Source organism: Streptomyces sp. NPDC030222, from assembly GCF_055573115.1.
Genome location: NZ_JBVICA010000022.1, coordinates 27516 through 47941 on the forward strand (window position 1 = coordinate 27516; position 20426 = coordinate 47941).

The 20426-nt window shown below is 71.6% G+C and carries 17 protein-coding genes; 8 read left to right on the top strand and 9 right to left on the bottom strand.

Annotated elements, in window-relative coordinates:
* Positions 1-13: 13 nt before the first annotated feature.
* Complete coding sequence (gene serC, locus ACZ4Z5_RS26795; protein WP_468267072.1) at positions 14-1132, bottom strand: phosphoserine transaminase; 1119 nt, start codon at positions 1130-1132, stop codon at positions 14-16.
* A 256-nt stretch (positions 1133-1388) separates the two neighbouring features.
* On the opposite strand from serC, the gene ACZ4Z5_RS26800 reads away from it, so the two are divergent.
* The 3 genes from ACZ4Z5_RS26800 to ACZ4Z5_RS26810 all read left to right on the top strand — a co-directional run bounded on the left by ACZ4Z5_RS26800 (position 1389) and on the right by ACZ4Z5_RS26810 (position 6479).
* Positions 1389-4268 carry an FAD-binding and (Fe-S)-binding domain-containing protein gene (locus tag ACZ4Z5_RS26800; protein WP_468267074.1) on the top strand — a complete coding sequence of 960 codons (2880 nt, stop codon included), beginning with the start codon at positions 1389-1391 and terminating at the stop codon, positions 4266-4268.
* 204 nt (positions 4269-4472) lie between these two features.
* Entirely contained in the window at positions 4473-5381 is a 909-nt protein-coding gene (locus ACZ4Z5_RS26805; RefSeq protein WP_468267076.1) for a S1 family serine peptidase, read from the top strand.
* Between the two features lie 111 nt (positions 5382-5492).
* Entirely contained in the window at positions 5493-6479 is a 987-nt protein-coding gene (locus tag ACZ4Z5_RS26810; protein WP_468267078.1) for an EamA family transporter, read from the top strand.
* A gap of 692 nt (positions 6480-7171) precedes the next feature.
* Here the strand turns inward: ACZ4Z5_RS26810 and ACZ4Z5_RS26815 are convergent.
* From ACZ4Z5_RS26815 to ACZ4Z5_RS26850, 8 genes are all read right to left on the bottom strand, one after another.
* Complete coding sequence (locus tag ACZ4Z5_RS26815) at positions 7172-8410, bottom strand: serine hydrolase domain-containing protein (protein ID WP_468267080.1); 1239 nt, start codon at positions 8408-8410, stop codon at positions 7172-7174.
* A gap of 54 nt (positions 8411-8464) precedes the next feature.
* Positions 8465-8809 carry a 2OG-Fe(II) oxygenase gene (locus ACZ4Z5_RS26820; protein ID WP_468267082.1) on the bottom strand — a complete coding sequence of 115 codons (345 nt, stop codon included), beginning with the start codon at positions 8807-8809 and terminating at the stop codon, positions 8465-8467.
* Between the two features lie 607 nt (positions 8810-9416).
* Positions 9417-10154: a class I SAM-dependent methyltransferase gene (locus tag ACZ4Z5_RS26825; protein ID WP_468267084.1), complete on the bottom strand. Its 738-nt coding sequence runs from the start codon at positions 10152-10154 to the stop codon at positions 9417-9419.
* Between the two features lie 60 nt (positions 10155-10214).
* On the bottom strand, positions 10215-11609 hold the full coding sequence (locus ACZ4Z5_RS26830) for a hypothetical protein (protein WP_468267086.1): 1395 nt from the start codon (positions 11607-11609) through the stop codon (positions 10215-10217).
* Positions 11610-11611: 2 nt separating this feature from the next.
* On the bottom strand, positions 11612-12376 hold the full coding sequence (locus ACZ4Z5_RS26835) for a hypothetical protein (protein WP_468267088.1): 765 nt from the start codon (positions 12374-12376) through the stop codon (positions 11612-11614).
* 39 nt (positions 12377-12415) lie between these two features.
* Positions 12416-13000 carry a hypothetical protein gene (locus ACZ4Z5_RS26840; protein WP_468267090.1) on the bottom strand — a complete coding sequence of 195 codons (585 nt, stop codon included), beginning with the start codon at positions 12998-13000 and terminating at the stop codon, positions 12416-12418.
* 158 nt (positions 13001-13158) lie between these two features.
* On the bottom strand, positions 13159-13458 hold the full coding sequence (locus ACZ4Z5_RS26845) for a hypothetical protein (protein WP_468267092.1): 300 nt from the start codon (positions 13456-13458) through the stop codon (positions 13159-13161).
* A gap of 80 nt (positions 13459-13538) precedes the next feature.
* Positions 13539-14048, bottom strand: coding sequence for a nucleoside-diphosphate kinase (locus ACZ4Z5_RS26850; protein ID WP_030344300.1), 510 nt, complete (start codon positions 14046-14048; stop codon positions 13539-13541).
* Between the two features lie 407 nt (positions 14049-14455).
* Here ACZ4Z5_RS26850 and ACZ4Z5_RS26855 point away from each other — a divergent pair, with 407 nt between their 5' ends.
* From ACZ4Z5_RS26855 to ACZ4Z5_RS26875, 5 genes are all read left to right on the top strand, one after another.
* Complete coding sequence (locus ACZ4Z5_RS26855; protein WP_468267095.1) at positions 14456-15115, top strand: NUDIX hydrolase; 660 nt, start codon at positions 14456-14458, stop codon at positions 15113-15115.
* Positions 15112-15525, top strand: a complete 414-nt coding sequence (locus ACZ4Z5_RS26860) for an NUDIX hydrolase (RefSeq protein WP_468267097.1) — start codon at positions 15112-15114, stop codon at positions 15523-15525. The genes ACZ4Z5_RS26855 and ACZ4Z5_RS26860 overlap by 4 nt, the downstream gene beginning before the upstream one ends.
* A 618-nt stretch (positions 15526-16143) precedes the next feature.
* Complete coding sequence (locus tag ACZ4Z5_RS26865; protein WP_468267099.1) at positions 16144-16941, top strand: TIGR03084 family metal-binding protein; 798 nt, start codon at positions 16144-16146, stop codon at positions 16939-16941.
* A complete protein-coding gene (locus ACZ4Z5_RS26870) occupies positions 16938-18824 on the top strand; it encodes an acyclic terpene utilization AtuA family protein (RefSeq protein WP_468267101.1) in 1887 nt (628 codons plus the stop codon). The genes ACZ4Z5_RS26865 and ACZ4Z5_RS26870 overlap by 4 nt, the downstream gene beginning before the upstream one ends.
* Positions 18821-20419, top strand: coding sequence for an acyl-CoA carboxylase subunit beta (locus ACZ4Z5_RS26875; RefSeq protein ID WP_468267103.1), 1599 nt, complete (start codon positions 18821-18823; stop codon positions 20417-20419). Before ACZ4Z5_RS26870 ends, ACZ4Z5_RS26875 begins: the two co-directional genes overlap by 4 nt.
* The last annotated feature ends 7 nt before the right edge of the window (positions 20420-20426 follow it).

Genomic DNA, 20426 nt, shown 5'->3' on the forward strand with positions numbered 1-20426 from the left:
GGGAGCCCGCCGGCTACAGCCTCTCGATGACGTAGTCGATGCAGGCCGTCAGGGCCTCGACGTCCGCCGGGTCGACGGCCGGGAACATCGCGATGCGGAGCTGGTTGCGGCCGAGCTTGCGGTAGGGCTCGGTGTCGACGATGCCGTTGGCGCGCAGGGTCTTGGCGACCGCGGCCGCGTCCACCTCGTCGGCGAAGTCGATCGTGCCGATGACCTGGGAGCGCTTGGCCGGGTCGGTGACGAACGGGGTGGCGTACTTGGACTCCTCGGCCCAGCCGTACAGGGTGCGGGCGGAGGTCGCCGTGCGGCGGACCGACCAGTCGAGGCCGCCCTGGCCGTTCAGCCACTTCAGCTGCTGGTCGAGCAGGAAGAGGGTGGAGAGGGCGGGGGTGTTGTACGTCTGGTTCTTCAGCGAGTTGTCGATCGCCGTCGGCAGCGAGAAGAACTCCGGCACATGGCGGCCGGACGCGTGGACGCGGGCCGCGCGCTCCAGGGCGGCGGGGGAGAACAGGGCGATCCAGAGGCCGCCCTCCGCGGCGAAGGACTTCTGCGGGGCGAAGTAGTAGACGTCCGACTCGGTCACGTCGACCGGAAGGCCGCCCGCGCCGGAGGTCGCGTCCACCAGGACGAGGGCGCCCTCGTCCGCGCCTGCGACCCGCTCGACCGGCGCGGCGACACCGGTGGAGGTCTCGTTGTGGGTGAGCGCGTACACGTCGACGCCCGCCTCGGCGGCCGGCTCCGGGTGAGTGCCCGGCTCCGAGGAGATCACGGTCGGCTCGGCCAGCCACGGCGCGAGCTTCGCGGCCTTGGCGAACTTGGAGGAGAACTCCCCGAAGCTCAGGTGCTGCGACTTGTTCTCGATGAGCCCGTGCGTCGCGATGTCCCAGAAGGCGGTGGAGCCGCCGTTGCCGAGGACCACCTCGTATCCCTCGGGGAGCGAGAAGAGGTCCCGGACGCCCTGGCGGACCGAGCCGACCAGGTTCTTGACCGGGGCCTGGCGGTGGGACGTGCCCAGCAGGGACGTACCGGTGGCGGCCAGGGCGTCCAGCGCCTCCGTCCGCACCTTGGAGGGGCCGGCGCCGAAACGGCCGTCGGCGGGCTTGATGTCAGCGGGAATCTGGATATCGGCCACGCTCGGAGCGTAGTCGGTTCCGCCGACCCGTGAGCGGCGTTGTCCGGCGGATGAGACGAGGACCTCCCGGTTCCGGGACGCCGGATCCGTGGAATCCGGGACGTCCCGGCGGGTTCCGGCCGCCGTGCACCGTCACCCGACCGGGTAACCGCGCGGCGGCAGCCCGCGCCCCGTCCGTGGGACCGGGGGCGCCCGGCCGTCATGCCGCGCCGGGGCACCGTGTGCCCTGCGGGCGCACCCCGGGCACGCTGGTCGCATGGACGGGCACCGGGAACTGGAGCGGGCGCTGCGGGCCGCCGTGCGCGGCGAGGTGGAGTTCGGGGCGCAGGCGCGGGCCCTCGTCACGATGGACGCGTCGAACTACCGGCGGGTGCCCGCCGGGGTGGTCGCGCCACGAGGGCCGGAGGATGTCGCCGCGGCGCTGGCGGTGTGCCGGGAGCACGGGATGCCGGTCGTGCCGCGCGGCGGCGGCACCTCGATCGCGGGACAGGCGACCGGGACCGGAGTGGTGCTGGACACGACTCGGCACCTGCGGTCGATCCTGTCCGTGGACGCGGAGGCACGTACGGCCGTGGTGCAGCCGGGCGTGGTGCTGGACGTGCTGCGAGAGGCGGTGCGGCCGTACGGGCTCACCTTCGGGCCTGATCCCTCCACACACGGCCGGTGCACCCTCGGCGGCATGATCGGCAACAACGCGTGCGGTGCCCACTCGGTGGCGTGGGGGACGACCGCCGACAACGTGCGTGCGCTGCGGGTGCACACCTACGACGGCACCGAGCTGCGGCCCGGACAGGGGTGGGCGGGAGCACCGGAGGGACTGCGCGGGCTCGTCGAGGGTGAACTGGCGCTGCTGCGCACCGGCTTCCCGCAGGAGCTCCCCCGGAGGATCTCCGGCTATGCGATGGACGCGCTGCTCCCCGAGCGGGGTGCGGACGTCGCCCGCGCGTTCTGCGGCAGCGAGGGCACGCTGGGGGTGGTGACCGAGGCCGTCGTCCGACTGGTGGAGACGCCCCGGGCGAGGGCCCTGGCGGTGCTCGGGTACGCCGACGAGAGCGCGGCCGCCGACGCCGCGCCGGCGCTGCTGCCGCTCGGCCCGCTCACCGTCGAGGGCATGGCCGCCGACCTGGTGCGCGGCCCCGCGGCCGGACTGCTGCCCAGGGGCACGGCCTGGCTGTTCGTGGAGACGGGAGGCGCGGACGCCGCAGAGGCCCGGGCGAACGCCGAGGCCGTGCTGCGCGCCGCGGACGCGCTCGACGGGACGGTCGTCGACGGCCCGGCCGCGCAACGGGCCCTGTGGCGGCTGCGCGAGGACGCGGCCGGCACCGCCACGCGCCTGCCGGACGGCAGCGAGGCCTGGCCGGGCTGGGAGGACTGCGCGGTGCCGCCCGCCCGGCTCGGCGCGTACCTGCGGGACTTCCGCGCGCTGATGGCCGCGCACCGCCTGCACGGCTCCCCGTACGGGCACTTCGGGGAGGGCTGCATCCATGTCCGCATCGACTTCGGCCTGCTGACCGACGACGGGGTACGGGCCTACCGGCGCTTCTCGGAGGAACTGGCCGAACTGGTCGTCGCACACGGCGGGTCGCTCTCCGGGGAGCACGGCGACGGGCAGGCGCGCGCCGAGCTGCTGCCGAGGATGTACGGCGACGAACTCGTCGCGCTCTTCGGGCGGTTCAAGGACGTGTGGGACCCGGACGGCGGGATGAACCCGGGGGTGCTGGCCCGGCCCGCCCGGCTCGACGAGAACCTCCGCTTCGCCGTGCTGCCGCCCGGACCGGTCGACGTCGTCTTCGGATACCCGCACGACGGCGGGGACTTCCGGGCCGCCGTACGCCGGTGCGTCGGTGTCGCCAAGTGCCGTACGGCGCAGGTCACGGGCCCGGAGGTGATGTGCCCCTCGTACCGGGCCACCGGCGCCGAGCAGCACTCCACCCGGGGCCGCGCCCGGCTGCTGCACGAGATGCTCGCCGGCGGGATCGTCACGGACGGCTGGCGCTCCGAGGAGGTGCGGGACGCGCTCGACCTGTGCCTCTCCTGCAAGGGCTGCCGCAGCGACTGCCCGGTCGGCGTCGACATGGCCACGTACAAGGCTGAGTTCCTGCACCACCACTGGGCCGGCCGGCGTCGCCCCGCGTACCACTACGCACTGGGGTGGCTGCCGCGCTGGCTCCGGCTGGCGGCGCCCTTCGCCGGCCTCCTGAACGCGGCGGCCCGGCTCCGCCCCGTGGCCGCCCTCGCCGGACGCGTCGGCGGTCTCGCGCCGGAGCGCGGCCTGCCGCCACTCGCCACCGAGACGTTCGTGCGCTGGTGGCGGCGCAGCGGACGGCCGACGGGCACGGACGGGCAGGTCGTCGTGTGGCCCGACACGTTCACCGACCACCTCGAGCCCTCCGTGGGGCGCGCCGCGACCGCGGTGCTGGAGGCCGCCGGGCTGCGGCCGGTGCTGCCCGGGGGAAGGGTGTGCTGTGGCATCACCTACGTCTCGACCGGACAGCTCGACCGGGCCCGGGCCGTCATGCGGCACACCCTGGACGCCGTGGCTCCGCTGCTCGACGCCGGCCTGCCCGTCGTCGTACTCGAACCGAGCTGCGCCGCCGCCCTCCGCGGCGACCTGCCCGAGCTGTTGCCGGGGGACCCGCGGGCGGGGCGGCTCGCCGCGTCCGTACGGACGTTCGCCGAGGCGCTGGAGGAGTACGCGCCGGACTGGCGGCCCCCGCGCATCGACCGGCCCGTCGCCGGCCAGACGCACTGCCACCAGCACGCCGTACTGGGCGACGCAGCCGACCGCCGGCTGCGGGAACGCGCCGGCCTCACCGGCGACCTGAGCGGCGGCTGCTGCGGGCTCGCGGGCGACTTCGGCTTCCAGCGCGGTCATTGGCAGGTGTCGGTCGCCTGCGCCGAGGAGCAGCTCCTCCCCGCCGTCCGCGCCGCGGCCCCCGGCACCGAGATCCTGGCCGACGGCTATTCGTGCCGCACCCAACTCGCCCAACTGGCCGGCCGCCCGGGCCGCCACCTCGCGGAGGTGCTGGCCGAGGCGCTGAGCGAGGGGGTGCCGGGCGGCGGGGCGGCCCCTGGGACCACTCGGCAGGACGGAGACGAAGCGGCCGGCGGCTCGGGGCGGCGGGGACGGCCGTAACGGGTGGGATCGGGGCGGGTGCGCAGCGGGGGCCGGAGCCGTGGGCGAAAGGGTGTCCGGAATGCGGCTCAACCTTCAGCGACGGTTCCTCGTCTCACAGCGGGATCTGCTACTCCCGTGCGGCCGGGGCGCGTTGACGTCCCGCCAGGGGGAGCAGGCATCCAAAGACCACGGAGATCCTGCAGACAGAGGAGACACCCCCCAATGCGTCTTTCCCTGCCCGACAGCCGCCGTGCCCGGCGCATATCGTCCGCCGCGCTCGCGTTCGGCGCGGCCGCCGGCCTGCTGGCCGGCGGCGTCACGGCGGCCCACGCCGCCGGTCCGTCGCCCGCCGGACCCAAGGACAGCGGGCGGCCCAGCGCCTACATCATCGGCGGCGTCGACAAGAAGGACGGCTCGCTGCCGTTCATGGCGGCGATCCTCAGCAAGGGCAAGGGCAGCGCGACGGACCGCCAGTTCTGCGGCGGCAGCCTGCTCGCCCAGAACGTCATCATGACCGCCGCGCACTGCGTCGAGGGCGAGAAGGCCAAGAGCATCGAGGTCACGGTCGGCCGGACCGTGCTGTCCAAGAACAAGCAGGGCCACCTGCGCAACGTGACCGACATCATCGTCCACCCGCGCTACAGCAAGGGCCAGGAGGCCTACGACGTGGCGTTCCTGCTGATGGACAAGCCCGTCAAGGGCATCGCGCCGGTGCTGCTGCCCACGCTCGGCACCGACGCGCTGATCCGTCCGGGCGCGACCGCCACGGTCGCGGGCTGGGGCAACACCAACACCGAGATCCCGTCCTTCCCGGACCGGCTGCGTGCCGTGGACGTTCCGGTGCTCTCGCACATCGAGTGCAAGGCGACCTACCCGTCGTACGACAAGAAGGTCAACATGTGCGCGGGCGTCGAGGGCAAGGACTCCTGCCAGGGTGACAGCGGCGGCCCGATCTACCGCAAGCTCCCGGGCCGCCAGGGCGTCTACCAGATCGGCGTCGTGTCGTACGGCGACGGCTGCGCCGAGCAGGGCGCGCCGGGCGTGTACACGTACACCGGTTCGTCCCAGCTGTGGGCGACCCTCGGGGAGTCGCGCGACGGCAAGCGCATCAAGAAGATGCTCGGCCGCTGACGTCCCGGTCCCGAGCCGTCCGGCCCTTCGGGGCCGGGCGGCCCGGGCCGCTCGGGCGCGTACCCCCGTGTCATCATGGGTGCATCCCATTGAACACGGAGGTTCAGCGCAGTGAACGATCTTGGCCGGGCCGAATCGGTCGCAGCCGCTCCCGTCGCACCCGTGGCGGAGTCGGCCGCCGTACCGGCCGGAGGTCGTGCCGGACGCGACGCGGGCCGCTCCGGCCGCGGCGGGGGCGGACGCCTCGGACCCGTCGCCCTGGTCGTGGCGGGCGGGGTCTCCGTGCAGTTCGGCTCGGCCGTCGCCGTGCTGCTGATGCCCCAGGCCGGCGCAGCCGGCGTCGTCACCCTGCGCCTGGCCGTCGCCGCGCTCGTCCTGCTGCTGGTCTGCCGCCCCAAGGTGCGCGGATACACCCGAGCCGACTGGGGCACCGTCCTCGCGTTCGGTCTCGCCATGGCCGGCATGAACGGGCTCTTCTACCAGGCCGTGGACCGCATTCCGCTCGGCCCCGCGGTGACCCTGGAGGTGCTGGGCCCGCTGGCCCTCTCGGTGATCGTGTCGCGGCGCCCGGTCAATCTGCTGTGGGCCGGTCTCGCGCTCGGCGGCGTGGCGCTGCTCGGCGAGGGCGGGTTCGGGCGGCTCGACCCGCTGGGCGCCGCGTTCGCCGTCGGCGCGGGCGTCATGTGGGCGCTGTACATCGTGTTCAGCGCCCGCACCGGGCGGCGCTTCCCGCAGGCCGACGGGCTGGCCCTCGCGATGGCCGTGGCCGCCGTGCTGAGCCTGCCGCTGGGCGTCATGGAGTCCGGCTCACGACTGCTGGTCCCGTCGACGATCGCACTCGGTGCCGCGGTCGCGATGCTGTCGTCGGTGCTCCCCTACACGCTGGAGCTGCTCGCGCTGCGGCGGCTGCCGGCCTCCACGTTCGCCGTCCTCATGAGCCTCGAACCGGCCATCGCCGCCACCGCCGGCTTCCTCGTCCTCGGCCAGGACCTGTCGGCGACCGACACGGTGGCGATCGTCCTGGTCATCGCGGCGAGCATGGGCGCGGTACGGACACAGATGGCCCGAGTCGCGGCACAGCAGGAGCCGGCGGTCTGACCGACGGGGCCGCGGCGGCGCCGGGCCGCTGTCGGTGACCGCCGACGGCCTGTCGTACGGATGGCTCCCTCGGCGGCGCGGCCGGGCGGGTGCGGGGCGCTGTGGCGTGGGCGGACGCGCGCGAGTCCGGGATGGCCGGGGACGGGGCGTCCCGGACTCGGCCCCGAGCCGTGGCCATGAGGGTTGGAAGGGTGAGACCGGGCGACAGTCGGAGGAGCGGCGTTGTGGTGCCCGCTGGCCCTTCCGACTCGAACAGGTCAGCACATGGTTTTGAGCGGGGTCGGCCGACCAGACGACGGGGTGCGGCAGCACACCCTCCGCTCTCGGGATGGGAACGTAGCCGCAGTCGGCTCGAATCCTCATTCCGGGGCAAGGCCCGATTGATCGTTTGGCTTGGAGCGCCAGGGTGATGCCATCGGTGGTGTGTACCCTGCAGTCGTCGACAGGCTCGCCGGTCTCGCACGCGACCTGCTCGACCACGCCGGTCCACAGGCCCTGCACCGGTGCTGCGGCCTCGCTGGCGAGGATGGCGACGGCGAACCATGCAGCGACGCGGTCCTGGAAGTCGAAGCCGCCAGCTCCGGCGCTACCACCCGCGTCCGAGCGTGCTGACGAGTTCTCGTTCACAGGCCGCTCCTCGATCTGTTTCACCCGGAGCGTCGACTCCATCTCCGCCGCGGACGATCTACGTCTCACTCAGAGCGCTGTTGGGACGAGCGGAAACCTCCACCCAGATGGTCTTCTTGGGGTGTGGCTGATATGGCAAGCGACTTCCGGACTGCTTCGGTCAGCGAAGCCGCGCGCATGTCGTCGGAGCCGCTGATGATGTGGTTCATCGCGTAGCCGAAGGCGATGCCGTGCTCGGGGTCGGCGAAGGCGAGTGAGCCGCCGCGGCCGGTGTGGCCGAAGGCGTTCGGGCCGGTCATGAGGTTGCCCTCGGTGGGGAGCATGTATCCGGTGCTAAACCGGCTCGGGAACACCAGCACCTGGTCCTTGCCGCTGGCCTGCTCTTCGGTCGCTGAGGCCAAGGTCTCCTGGGTGAGCAGTCGCACGCCGTCTACGTCACCGATCATCGCGGCGTACATGCGGGCGAGTGCCTGCGCGGTGCCGATGCCGTTGGAGGACGGGAGTTCCGCGGCCTGCACCTCGGGGGAGTCGAAGTCGATCGCGGCCGGGTCGGTGACCGCGTACGCCCGGTTGCTGAAGGAGTTCGGGTCCCGCCAGGCGGCGACTTGTTCGCGGAGTGCCTCGGGGATCGACTCGGCCGGCACCGTCGTGAGGTCTACGGCCGGTCGCCGGTACACCATGCGGCTGACGCGATCGCGTTCGCTCGTTGGCAGGCCGATGAAGAAGTCCAGCCCGAGGGGGCGCGCGATCTCGTCGGCGAAGAAGCGGCCCGGCGAGCGGCCGGAGACTCGGCGGATCACCTCGCCGACCAGCCAGCCCCAGGTCCGGCCGTGATACCCGTGTGCAGTGCCCGGAGTCCACAGCGGACGCTGGGCCGCCAGCGCTGCTGCCATGGGATCCCAGGCCAGTGCCTCGGCCAACGGCAGAGGTTCGTCCAGGGCGACGAGACCGGCCTGGTGGGACAGCAGCCAGCGCACGGGGATGTCCGCCTTGCCGTTCGCCGCGAACTCCGGCCAGTACTTCGCCACCGGCGCGTCGAGGTCGAGCATGCCGCGCTCGGCCAGCATGTGCGCTGCGGTCGCCGTGGCTCCCTTGGTCGCCGAGTAGACCAGTTGCAGGGTGTCCCTCGTCCACGGACGGCCGGTCTCGGGGTCTGCGAGGCCACCCCACAGGTCGACCACCGGGCGGCCGTGCCAGTAGACGCACACTGCCGCGCCGATGTCCCCGTGCTGGGTGAAGTTCTCCATGAACGCCTCGCGGACCGGCTCGAACCCGGGCGCTACCTCACCGTCGATCGCTGTCATGCCGCTCATCCTGGCAGCCGGGCTGCCCGCTCTGGCAGGGCAAGTGGGCCGTGCTCAAAGGTATTCGGCATCGATGCGTACAACGAGGGTGACGCGTTCGCCGCTCGTGATCGGCCGTACGCCGTGGATGTGGTCACGGGTAGCCGGGAAGGCGACCAGGGTGCCGCAGGGCGGCTTGTCGAAGTGGCCGCGCAAGTGGGCCGTGCAGTGGGCGATGACCTTCTCCTCCAGGTACGTCGGGATCTCGACGTACTCGCTCTTACGCAGCGTTTCGTCGATGACGCCCTGGTAGGTGCGGGGGCGGGCGGTGTGGTTCTTCACGTGGTCCATCAGCGCTCCGCAGAGGCTGAGGGGGATGGCGCTCTCTACGACGAGCGGTAAGCGGCTTTTCCAGGTCATGAGGTGGTCTCCTTCCACCAACGGGTGCCTTCGGGCGAGTCCTCAAGGACGACGCCTTGCTGGGTGAGCTGTTCGCGGATCGCGTCGGCCTCGGCGAACTTCGACCCGATGGCTCTGCACCCGCTGACCTACGTGCGAGAAGGCAAGGGCTGGGGCAAGGCCGAGTCAGCCCGGCGCATGCGCGAACGCGGGGCCGAGCTGGGCGTACCGCTGGCCACCAACCGGACGACGGAGAAGGTATTCGCTGATCTGGTCAGGAGTGGTCACATGGATCGCCGGGGCACGGGCGCTTCAGACGTCTTCGTGGGGCATGCGTGCTGGATCGCGTTGGTAGCCAGATCCGAGACAAGGAGTCGGGCGACTTCGATCCCCCCGTCAGGGAAGCGCCAGCGCTGGAGGATGTCGACGGTGTGTCGGCGGGCCCAAGCGGCGGTGTTGGGGGCGGCGGCGAGGGTCAGTTCGCTGATGGACGGGGGGGACCTGGTTCATGCGGGTGGCTCCCTCGGCGGCTTGGCCGGGCGGGTGCGGCGCTTTGGCGTGGGTGGAGGCCCGCGAGGCCGGGACGGCTAGGGACGGGGCGTCTCGGCCTCGCGGGCTGCTTGAGGGGTTACTTCGTGGCGACGACGTAGACGCTGCCCCAGCGGCGCTTCGGGTTGGCCATGGTGGGGTCGAAGGTCCAGGGTTCGACGGTGGTGAAGCCGGCCTCGGTGAAGAGCTGGACGAGCTTCTCGTGGTCGTAGGCCCACAGGTGCGGGGTGTACGTGAGGTCGTCGTCCTGGTCGCGGAAGACGAGGTTCACGAGGTCGAGCCGCGTGTTGATGTCACGGCGGCAGTCGCGCTTGGCGTACCAGCGCTCGATGGTTTCGTCGGTGGCGTTCAGGGGGCCGGGGTACTGGCTCAGAGTGAAGGCGGCGTCGGGGACGCCGGTGATGATCCGGCCGCACGGCGCGAGGACACGGTGGGCCTCGCGGGCGTAGTGCTTGGCCGAGCGCGGGTAGTCGATGTGCTCCAGGAAGTGCTCGGAGAAGATCTCGTCGGTGCTGTCGTCCTGGAGGGGGATGCCCTCGCGGATGTCCCAGAGGAGGTCGGCCGGCGGGACGAGGTCGATGTTGAAGAAGCCGTCGATGCGGTGGGCCCCGCCGCCGATCTGGACCCTGGCGGGCTTGTCGTCGATGCGGCCGTTGGGCCAGGCGCGCCGGCTGGCGTGGTGGTAGCGGTGGAGCTCGACCTCCTTGGCGGCGCTCCGGAGGGTGCGGGCGAGGCCGTGGGTGGTGGCGGGGTCGGCGAGGACCGAGGCGATCTGTTCGCCGAGGAGGTCGACGGAGGGCATGCCGGAGGGACTCATCACGGATCTCCTGCGTGTGAGGTTGCTCGGGGTGGGGTGGGCCGCGAATGGCGGCGGTGATCAGGCGGCGCTGGGCGCGGGGGCGGTCCACTGGTTGTTGCGCATGAGGGTGTACTTGATGTCCACCAGCCGCGGGGCGATGGTCAGCGAGAGCTCTTCGGCAGGGTGGAGGTGGCCCGTGTCGTCCTGCTCGGCGCGCCAGACGCGGTAGTCGAGGTTGGGGTAGGCCGGGTTGATGCCGATCTCGCCCTTGGGCATCGTGCCGTTGAACGGGGCGACGATGTCCATGTGGTTCCAGTAGTTCCAGGCTTGCAGCGCCTTGTGCTGGTCGAAGTAGAAGTAGAAGTCGGGGTAGCGGCCGAAGGTGCGCAGTTCCCGGTGGATGAGGTGACCGAGGAGCGGGCCGAGCTGCGTGGCCAGGGAGTCGAACTCCCAGCGCGTGTGGTGCCAGGCTTCGGGGGCGTCGCCAGGCGCGAAGAGGCGGGCGGCTACGAGGTAGCTGATCCGCTCGACCAGGTACGCGCTCGCGTGGCTGGTGTCGATGGTCGGGTCGACTCGGTGGATGAGCGCGGCCAGCTGCTTCGGACGGAGACGGAACCTCGCGAGGTCGAACTTGCCGGCCATCGCGGGGAAGGAGGCGAACAGCATCTCCTTGTAGAGCCAGTTGTTCAGCTCGCCGAGCTCGGCCAGGCGCCGGGTGTGGCGGGAGGCCGAGTGGAGCATCAGGTATTCGGCGACCGCTTCGAAGTACAGGTAGCCGAGGATCGGCAGGCGGGGGATCGTCTCGTCGAGCAGTTTGAGGAACGGCTCGGCGTCGACCTGGGTGCCCTGGTAGGCGACGGCGGCAGCGGTGGCGAGGAACGCGGCCGAGTTCTTGACCCGGCTGACGACGGTCTCGCGCAGCTGGTGCCGTTCGTTCTTGCTCAGCAGGTATTCGAGGTGGCTGTAGATCTGCAGGTGGATGAGGCCCAGCCGCAGGTAGTCCACGCCGGCGAGACCACGGTACGCCTGCGGCGGGGTGTCGATGTCGAAGATCAGCGGGGTGGGGACGCGATCGGTGACGCCGAGCTTGGCCAGGAAGGTCGGCGCTTCCTTGGTCAGGACGTAGGCGCCGAGGTTGTGCATGCGGAAGCCCTGGTCGATCGCGGTGAGCGGTGCGCAGTAGATGCTTCCGACGAGGCAGCCGCCCGACGGGTAGAGCACTCCCTGCCGGCTGATCTCCTCCAGGGCGTGGGTGACGTGCAGGAGGTACAGCTTGCCGTTTCCGTTCAGGGCCTCGAAGAGGGCGTTCTGCCGAAGCAGGTGGCCGTTCGGGGTCTCCTCGGCGAGCCGTCGTTCCCAGCCCGCAGTCTGGGTGGCGAGCGGGTCGGTGTGGTCGGCGGGGCTGGGGATGAGGGTGGAGTCGAAGAAGGCGTGGGCGTCGGCCCACAGGTGGTAGGCGTCGAGGAAGTCCATGGTCAGACCAGGCCCTTCTCGGCGAGCGCGTAGCGGACGGCCGCGGTGCCGCTGGCCCCGGCGAGGTAGGCCCGCTCCGAGACCAGGACAAGGTCGAAGGCGAGGCCGCGCAGCTGGTCGAAGGCGGGCTCGCGGACGTACCGGGAGTCCGGCCACCACTTCAGCTTCGGCAGGCGGTAACGGTCCAGGGCATCGGCGCCCTTGACCACGTCGGTGATGCGCTCGGCCCGGGCGTGGTCGGACTTGTCGTCCGCCGTGAACGCCTCGTACGGGACGTCGTGCAGTCGGACGGCCGTGGCCGCCTGCACGATCCGCCGGGGCGTGGCGGCGAGGCCGAAGTGGCCCCAGACGGTGTCGGCGTTCGCGGCGAGCCAGATGGCCGCGCGGGCGCCATGTCCGCAGTCGTCCTGGTCGTGGCGCCGCTGGCAGTCGTGTACGGCAGCGGCGAGGATCGCCGTGGCGGTGTCGGCGTCGTCGAGGCCGTTCGTCTCGGCGAGGACGGCGGCGAGCGCCGCCGTCCTCATGGCGTGCCGGACGCCGTGGAGCGAGGTGTACAGGCGGGGGTCCGCCCACCACCGGGTGGGCAGACCGCCGTGCGCGAGCAGCTCCTTCGACTGCGAGCGCAAGGCCGGCCGCGCTGCCGGCGTAAGGTCGGGCCTGTGGTCGCTGATCCACGCGATGGTGGCGTGGTCCATGTGCTGGTGGAGCGGCAGCCGCCCTCGGGCAACCAGGTCGATCAGACTTGCGGTCAACGGGGTCGTGCTCACTCGTGCCCACCCCCTTGGTGGTCTCCGCGGTGATGTTCCCTACCGGATCGGCGCGGCCTGCTGCTCGCGCTTCTTGCTCTCCTTCTCGGCGGCCTCGAAGGCGGCGGTGAAGTCGGCCAGCTCCTGCTCCGTCATCAGGGTCACGCCGAGCGCCGTGGCGACGTCCGTGATCTTGGCCTCGGCCTCGGCGCGGGCGGCGTCCGAGGCGCCGTCCTCCAGCAAGACCTCGAACTCGGCGTGGTAGCCCCACGCCTCACTCCACTTGACCGCGATCTCGACGTCGTCGAGGCGGAAGTTGTGGCGGAAGTTGAACACCTCGTGCATTGCCGTCTCCAACCCGAGGGCGTTGAACACCTTCACCGCGGCGGGAACGTCTGCGGGGGCGATGGCGAACTCGGTCTCCGCGAAGGCCGCACCCTGCCCGATCTTGCTCCCCTTGAGTGTGATCTTTGCGGTGCCGGCGGCGGTGTTGTCGGTGACCTTCAGGAGCTGGTCGGGGAGCACGTAGAAGTAGATGTGCTTGTCGTCGGGGCCCAGGTCTTCCCCGTCCGCCTTCAGGCGGGTGACGAGCTGGTCGTGGACCTCCTTGGTGAAGCGGGCGCGCATCTCGATCTCGACGGCCACGGTGCTGCTGCCTCCTCGTTTCAGGCATGGCGAAGCCAGCCGGACCCTGCCGCGAGGGGGCTGTCCGGTCGGGCGATCGCTATGGGGTTGGTGGTCGAACGTGGGGTGATGCGGCCGATGCGGGTGCCGGCCGCATCACCCCGGTGATGCGGCGGGTGTCAGCCGAGGACGCCGAAGCGCTCCTCGACCACACCCGAGTGCAGGAACGTCGGCAGCTGGACGCCTCCCACCGACGTGCGGCCGGTGGCGACCTGCTCCTCCGTCTCGCTGGGGAAGCCCTCCAGCAGACGCAGGCACTGCTGGGCCCATTCCTGCGACGCGGGCCAGTCGCCCAGGTCGCGGTGGCGCACGGCCAGGGCGTACGCGGTCTCGGTGGCGGCCCACCGGTCGGTCGCCAGCTCACGCTGGAAGATCGACTCCAGCTCGTCGGTGGAGGCCAGGCGGGTCTGGTTGGTCATGGTGCCCTCTCGGTTCAAACGGTCGTGCCCCAGTGGTGATCAACGCCCTGGCGCCCCCGTGGTGACGCCGTGACCCGCTGCTAGTACGTGTAGATCTCGGCCAGCGTCTTGTAGTCCTGCAGCTCGTCCTTGTCGAACCACAGCTCCACCTCCTGCTTGGCCTCCTCCGCGTTGCCGGAGGCATGCACGAGGTTCGCGACCGCCTTGCCCGAGGCGATGCTGGCCGCCGCGCTGTAGTGCGAGAAGTCGCCCCGCACCGTGCCGGCCGGAGCCTGGTTCGGGTACGTGCTGCCGACGATCTTGCGGACGGTAGCGATGGCGTCGAAGCCTTCCAGCACCAGGGCGATGACTGGCCCCTGCTGCATGAACGTCGCCGTGAGGTTGTAGACCTCCGAACCAAGCCGCTCTTCAAGATCGAAATAATGCTTGCGGGTGAACTCCTCGTCCATCCACTTCATCTTCGTGCCGACGATCTTCAGCGCGGCATCCTCGAATCGAGTGATGATCCTTCCTGCCAGGCCACGCGCCAGCGCATCGGGCTTGAGCAGGACGAGCGTGCGCTCGACAGTGTGTGCCTGAACCTCGGCCATTGACTCCCTTTCGCCTTGCTAGCAACCGAACATGACGGACGATCAGCCGTCATCTGCTGAGGTTACCGGCGCTGGCAGGGCGGTTCGGGCGTGCGGGCAATGCCCCGGACGGGCGAACGTCGGCCAAGGTGCGGCCGATCAGCCCATCGAGAGGCCCGATTCGGCCAACTTCTCTGTCTCCGCTATCCGCTGGGGGTACACACCTAGAATCTCCCTGTGGTCGTCTGACGCTCTCGCGCTTCTCATACGCCTTCCAGGGACTGAGCCTTCGGCAGGTGATTCCTTGGCCCCTGGTGACTCCGATTCTTCCGGGGCTCTTCCCGCGTGACCATGAAGTGGCAGTGCAGTGGAAGTGCACTTTCGGCGCGCGGATTCCTGCACCGGGGCGGCGGCAAGGGGGCAGTCTTGTGGACGTGATCGAGCGCTGGAGCGGGCGGTACGCCTGCCTGCTGCAGTCCGCCCTACGGCTCGGCAACGAACAGTTCGCCGCCCAGCTGGGTATCGCCGTGAGGACGGTGGCCACCTGGCACTCCGACGCGTCCGTCGTGCCTCGCAGGGAGATGCAGCAGCTTCTCGACACGGCCTATGAGCGGGCTCCTGCGGCTGCGCGACAGCGCTTCGCGCTCCTGCTGGCGAAGGAACAGGCCCCAGCGGACTCGACACCGCCAGGCGCGCAGGCGCTGCGGGTGGCCATCGCGGTGGTCGTCCGCGACAGCGATGTCCTTCTGGTGTGCCGACGGGAGGACGACGCCGCCGGCATCACGTGGCAGTTCCCGGCCGGGGTCATCAAGCCGGGAGGCAAAGCGGAGACCACCGCCGTGCGGGAGACCTTGGACGAGACGGGTGTCCACTGCGCGGTCCGGCAGCACCTCGGGAACCGGCTTCACCCCGTAACCGGCGTGCTGTGCGAGTACTTCCTCTGCGAGTACCTGGCCGGCGAGGCCACCAACAGCGACGCGGCCGAGAACATCGACGTCATGTGGGTCCCCAGAAACTCGGTGCCCCGCTTCATCCCCGTCGATACGATCTTCCCACCCATCCTGGCCGTCCTGGAGGAGCAGACGTGACGAACCAGAACACGGACGAGCGCCCGGGCATCGCCGCCGCCATCGTCGTGAACGAGGGACGCGTGCTGATGGTGCGCCGCCGGGTCAGCGAGGGACAGCTCTCCTGGCAGTTCCCGGCCGGAGAGGTCGAGCCCGGCGAGGCCCGCGAGGACGCCGCCGTGCGGGAGACCCAGGAGGAGACCGGGCTGACCGTGGCGGCTGTGAAGCTGCTCGGCGAGCGCATCCACCCGAAGACGGGCCGGCTGATGTCGTACACCGCCTGCGAGGTGTTGGACGGAACGGCCCACGTCGCGGACACCGAGGAGCTGGCCGAACTGGCCTGGGTCGCCCATGGCGAGATCCCGGAGTACGTGCCGTACGGACTGTTCGAGCCGGTGCAGGACTACCTCGACGCGGCCCTGCCTTCCTGAGCGGTCTCGGGTCACAGCCGTGCGTACGCTGGTAGAAGGGTTGAGCAGCGACGCCTAAGCCGCCTTTTCGGATCTTGCCGGTCAGCCCATGCCGTTCCGGTCCGCGACGATAGACGAATCCGAAAGCCGGTCTCCGCGCGGGCGGGGCCGGGCCTACGATCGGCGCTGTGATCAACTGGGAACGTGCCGCATTCGGTATATGCGCCTCATGGCTGAGCGTCGGCGAGGGCTTCGCGGCAGACGGCACTCCTGCCCGGATCGAGCCCGGTCGGATCCGCTGGCGCTTACGCGGCGAGCGTTGGGTTGCCCTGCGGTAGTGGGCCCGGGCTCGACACTGTGACCGGTTCGACGGGACGGGCGCTATAGCCCGTCCGCCCAGGTCCGCAGCCGTCCGCGCGGCAACTGAGACCACGGAACGACGGAGGTCCACCGCATCGCGGTCGGGACCTTAGTTTCGGCTGGTCGGCCGTGGCGGAGGATACGGGATTTGGACTCGTGAGGGGTCGCCGCCAACGCGCTTGCCAAAAAGGCGCGCCAAATCATGCAAGCATGCTTGCTTGTTTTTGGGACCGCTGCCATCCTCGCCGGTGACCGTCGTACCCGTGAGGGGAGCGCTCCGTGTCCGATCTGCTCGACGACCTGCTGGACGACCTCCGCGCCGAGGGCGCGGACCTCGACCGGCTCGCATCACGTCTGAGCATGCAGAAATGGAAGTGGTCGACCCCGGCGCGCGGTTGGACCATCGCCCACCAGATCGCCCACCTGGCGTGGACGGACTCGGCGTCGCTGCTCGCCGTCACCGACCCCGACGGCTTCGCCGCCGAGGCCGCAAAGGCGTTCGCGGCACCGGACACCTTCGTCGACGAGGGCGCCGAAGCCGGTGCGCGGCTGCCGCCGGACGAACTCCTCGCCCGCTGGCGGGACGGCCGTGACCGGCTCGAACAGGCGCTCCGCGACGCCCCGCCCGGCGCGCGGTTCCCCTGGTACGGGCCGCCGATGAGCGCCGCCTCCATGGCGACCGCCCGGCTGATGGAGACCTGGGCGCACGCCCAGGACGTGCACGACGCCCTTGGCAGGACCCGGCAGCCCACCGACCGGCTGCGGCACGTGGCCCGGATCGGCGTCCGCGCCCGCGACTTCGCGTACCAGGTACGCGGCGAGACACCGCCCGCGGACGAGTTCCGCGTCGAGCTGACCGGCCCGTCCGGCGAGCTCTGGGCGTACGGGCCCGAGGCCGCACCGCAGCGCGTCACCGGCCCCGCCCTCGACTTCTGCCTCCTGGCGACCCGGCGCGCCCACCGTGCCGACACCGCGCTCCGCGCCGAGGGCCAGGACGCGGACCACTGGCTGGACATCGCCCAGGCCTTCGCCGGCCCGCCGGGACCCGGCCGCCGGCCGGGCGGAGGCCCGGCGTGACGGCGGCGGACGCGCGCGACGAGCGGCGGACCACCGGGCGTGTGCTGCGCATCGGGAACGCCTCCGGGTTCTACGGCGACCGTTTCGACGCCGTGCGCGAGATGCTGGCCGGCGGCCCGCTGGACGTGCTCACCGGCGACTACCTCGCCGAGCTGACCATGCTCATCCTCGGGCGGGACCGGATGAAGGACCCCGGACTCGGGTACGCCAAGACCTTCCTGCGGCAGCTTGAGGAGGGCCTCGGACTCGCCCACGAGCGGGGCGTGCGGATCGTCGTGAACGCGGGAGGCCTCAACCCGGCCGGCCTCGCGCAGTCCGTACGGGAGCTCGCCGGGCGCGTCGGGGTGCCGGTGCGCGTCGCCCACGTCGAGGGCGACGACCTGCTCGCGCGCGGCGGCTGGGGGGACGGGGTGCTCACCGCCAACGCCTACCTCGGCGGGCAGGGCATCGCCGCCTGCCTGAAGGCCGGCGCCGACATCGTCGTCACCGGGCGGGTCACGGACGCCGCACTGGTCACCGGTCCGGCGGCGGCCCACTTCGGCTGGGGCGCCGACGACCTGGACGCGCTCGCCGGGGCCGTGGTCGCCGGGCACGTCCTGGAATGCGGCACCCAGGCCACCGGCGGCAACTACGCGTTCTTCGGCGAACACGACGTCCGCTGCCCCGGGTTCCCGGTCGCAGAGATCCACGCCGACGGATCGTCCGTCATCACCAAGCACGACGGCACGGGCGGTGTCGTCGACCTCGGCACGGTCACGGCCCAGCTGCTGTACGAGACGGCGGGCGCCCGGTACGCCGGCCCCGACGTCACCGCCCGGCTCGACACCGTCCGCCTCACCCAGGAGGGGCCCGACCGGGTCAGGATCGACGGGGTCCGGGGCGAGGCGCCGCCGCCCACCCTCAAGACGGGGCTCAACCGGCTCGGCGGCTGGCGCAACGAAGTCGTGTTCGTCCTCACCGGCCTCGGCATCGAGGCGAAGGCCCGGCTGGTGCGGGAACAGGTCGAGGAGGCACTCACCCGCGGCAAACGCCGCCCGGCCGCCGTCCGCTGGGAGCTGGCCCGGACCGACCGGGCCGACGCCGGGACGGAGGAGACGGCGAGCGCGCTGCTGCGGCTCGTCGTCCGCGACCCGGACCCGGAGGCCGTGGGCCGCGCGCTCAGCGGCGCCGCGATCGAACTCGCCCTCGGCAGCTACCCCGGCTTCCATGTGACCGCCCCTCCCGGAAAGGGCTCCCCGTACGGGGTGTTCGAGGCCGTGCACATCGACGCGGCCGAGGTGCCGCACATCGCCGTACTGCCCGACGGGAGCCGCACCACCGTCCCGCACACCGCCCGTACGCGCGTACTGGAACCGGTCGGCGAACCCCCGCTCCCCGAACCGCCGCACGAGGCGGGCCCGGTGCGGCGCGCCCCGCTCGGCCTGGTGGCGGGCGCGCGCAGCGGCGACAAGGGCGGTGACGCCAACGTCGGCGTATGGGCCCGTACGGACGACGCCTGGCGGTGGCTGGTGCACGCCCTCACCGTCGAGCGGTTCCGAGAACTCCTGCCCGAGACCGCCGGTCTGGGCGTCGTACGCCACGTCCTGCCGAACCTGCGCGCGCTGAACTTCGTCGTCGAGGGCCTGCTCGGCGAAGGCGTCGCGGCACAGGTCCGCTTCGACCCCCAGGCCAAGGCGCTCGGCGAATGGCTCCGGTCCCGGCACCTGGACATCCCCGCCGCGCTGCTCCCGTCCACCGGCCCGGCCGAGGGTGACGCGTCCGCCGGCCCACCGACGGCCCATGACCTGGGGTCCGACGATCCGTCCGCCCACGCACACGACGCCCCGCCCGATCCCCAGGCCGCCGCGCGACGCCGCCGCCCCGCACCGGAGGTGACCCCATGACAGTCCTCGCCTCGGCGCTCGACACCGCGACGCCCGAGTACGCGGCCCACCGGGAAGCGATGCTCGGCAAGCTCGCCGCCCTGGACACCGAACACGCCAAGGCGCAGGCGGGCGGGGGCGACAAGTACATCGCCCGGCACCGCAAGCGCGGCAAGCTGCTCGCCCGGGAACGCATCGAACTGCTCCTGGACCCCGACACCCCGTTCCTGGAGCTGTCCCCGCTCGCCGCGTGGGGCAGCGACCACCCGGTCGGCGCGTCGATGGTCACCGGCATCGGTGTGGTCGAGGGCGTCGAATGCGTCATCACCGCGAACGACCCGACCGTGCGCGGCGGGGCGAGCAACCCGTGGACGCTGAGGAAGGCCCTCCGAGCCAACGAGATCGCCTTCGCCAACCGGCTCCCCGTCATCAGTCTCGTGGAGTCCGGCGGGGCCGACCTGCCGTCCCAGAAGGAGATCTTCATCCCCGGCGGGGCGCTGTTCCGGGACCTCACCCGGCTCTCCGCCGCCGGAATCCCCACCGTCGCCGTCGTGTTCGGCAACTCCACGGCCGGCGGCGCCTACGTGCCCGGAATGTCCGACCACGTGATCATGATCAAGGAGCGGTCGAAGGTGTTCCTCGGCGGCCCGCCCCTGGTCAAGATGGCCACCGGCGAGGAGAGCGACGACGAATCGCTCGGCGGCGCCGGGATGCACGCCCGCACCTCCGGGCTCGCCGACCACTTCGCCGTCGACGAACCCGACGCGCTGCGCCAGGCCCGGCGCGTCGTCGCCCGCCTCAACCGGCGCAAGGCGCACCCCGATCCGGGTCCCGCCGAACCGCCGAAGTACGACGAGGAGGAACTGCTGGGCATCGTGCCGGACGACCTCCGGGTCCCCTTCGACCCGCGCGAGGTGATCGCCCGGATCGTCGACGGCTCCGACTTCGACGAGTTCAAGCCGCTCTACGGAACGAGCCTGGCCACCGGCTGGGCCCGGCTGCACGGCTACCCGGTCGGCATCCTCGCCAACGCGCAGGGTGTGCTGTTCAGCGCCGAGTCCCAGAAAGCCGCCCAGTTCATCCAGCTCGCCAACCGGTCCGACACCCCGCTGCTGTTCCTCCACAACACCACGGGCTACATGGTCGGCAAGGAGTACGAGCAGGGCGGCATCATCAAGCACGGCGCGATGATGATCAACGCGGTGTCGAACTCGAAGGTCCCGCACCTGTCCGTGCTGATGGGCGCCTCGTACGGGGCCGGGCACTACGGCATGTGCGGGCGCGCCTACGATCCCCGGTTCCTCTTCGCCTGGCCCGGCGCCAAGTCGGCCGTGATGGGTCCGCAGCAGCTCGCGGGAGTCCTGTCGATCGTCGCCCGGCAGTCCGCCGAGGCCAAGGGGCAGCCGTACGACGAGGACGCCGACGCGGCGCTGCGCGCGATGGTCGAGCAGCAGATCGAGTCCGAGTCCCTGCCGATGTTCCTGTCCGGGCGGCTGTACGACGACGGGGTCATCGACCCGCGCGACACCCGGACCGTGCTCGGCCTGTGCCTGTCCGCGATCCACACGGCACCGGTCGAGGGCGCCCGCGGCGGCTTCGGCGTCTTCCGGATGTGAGGCCTCG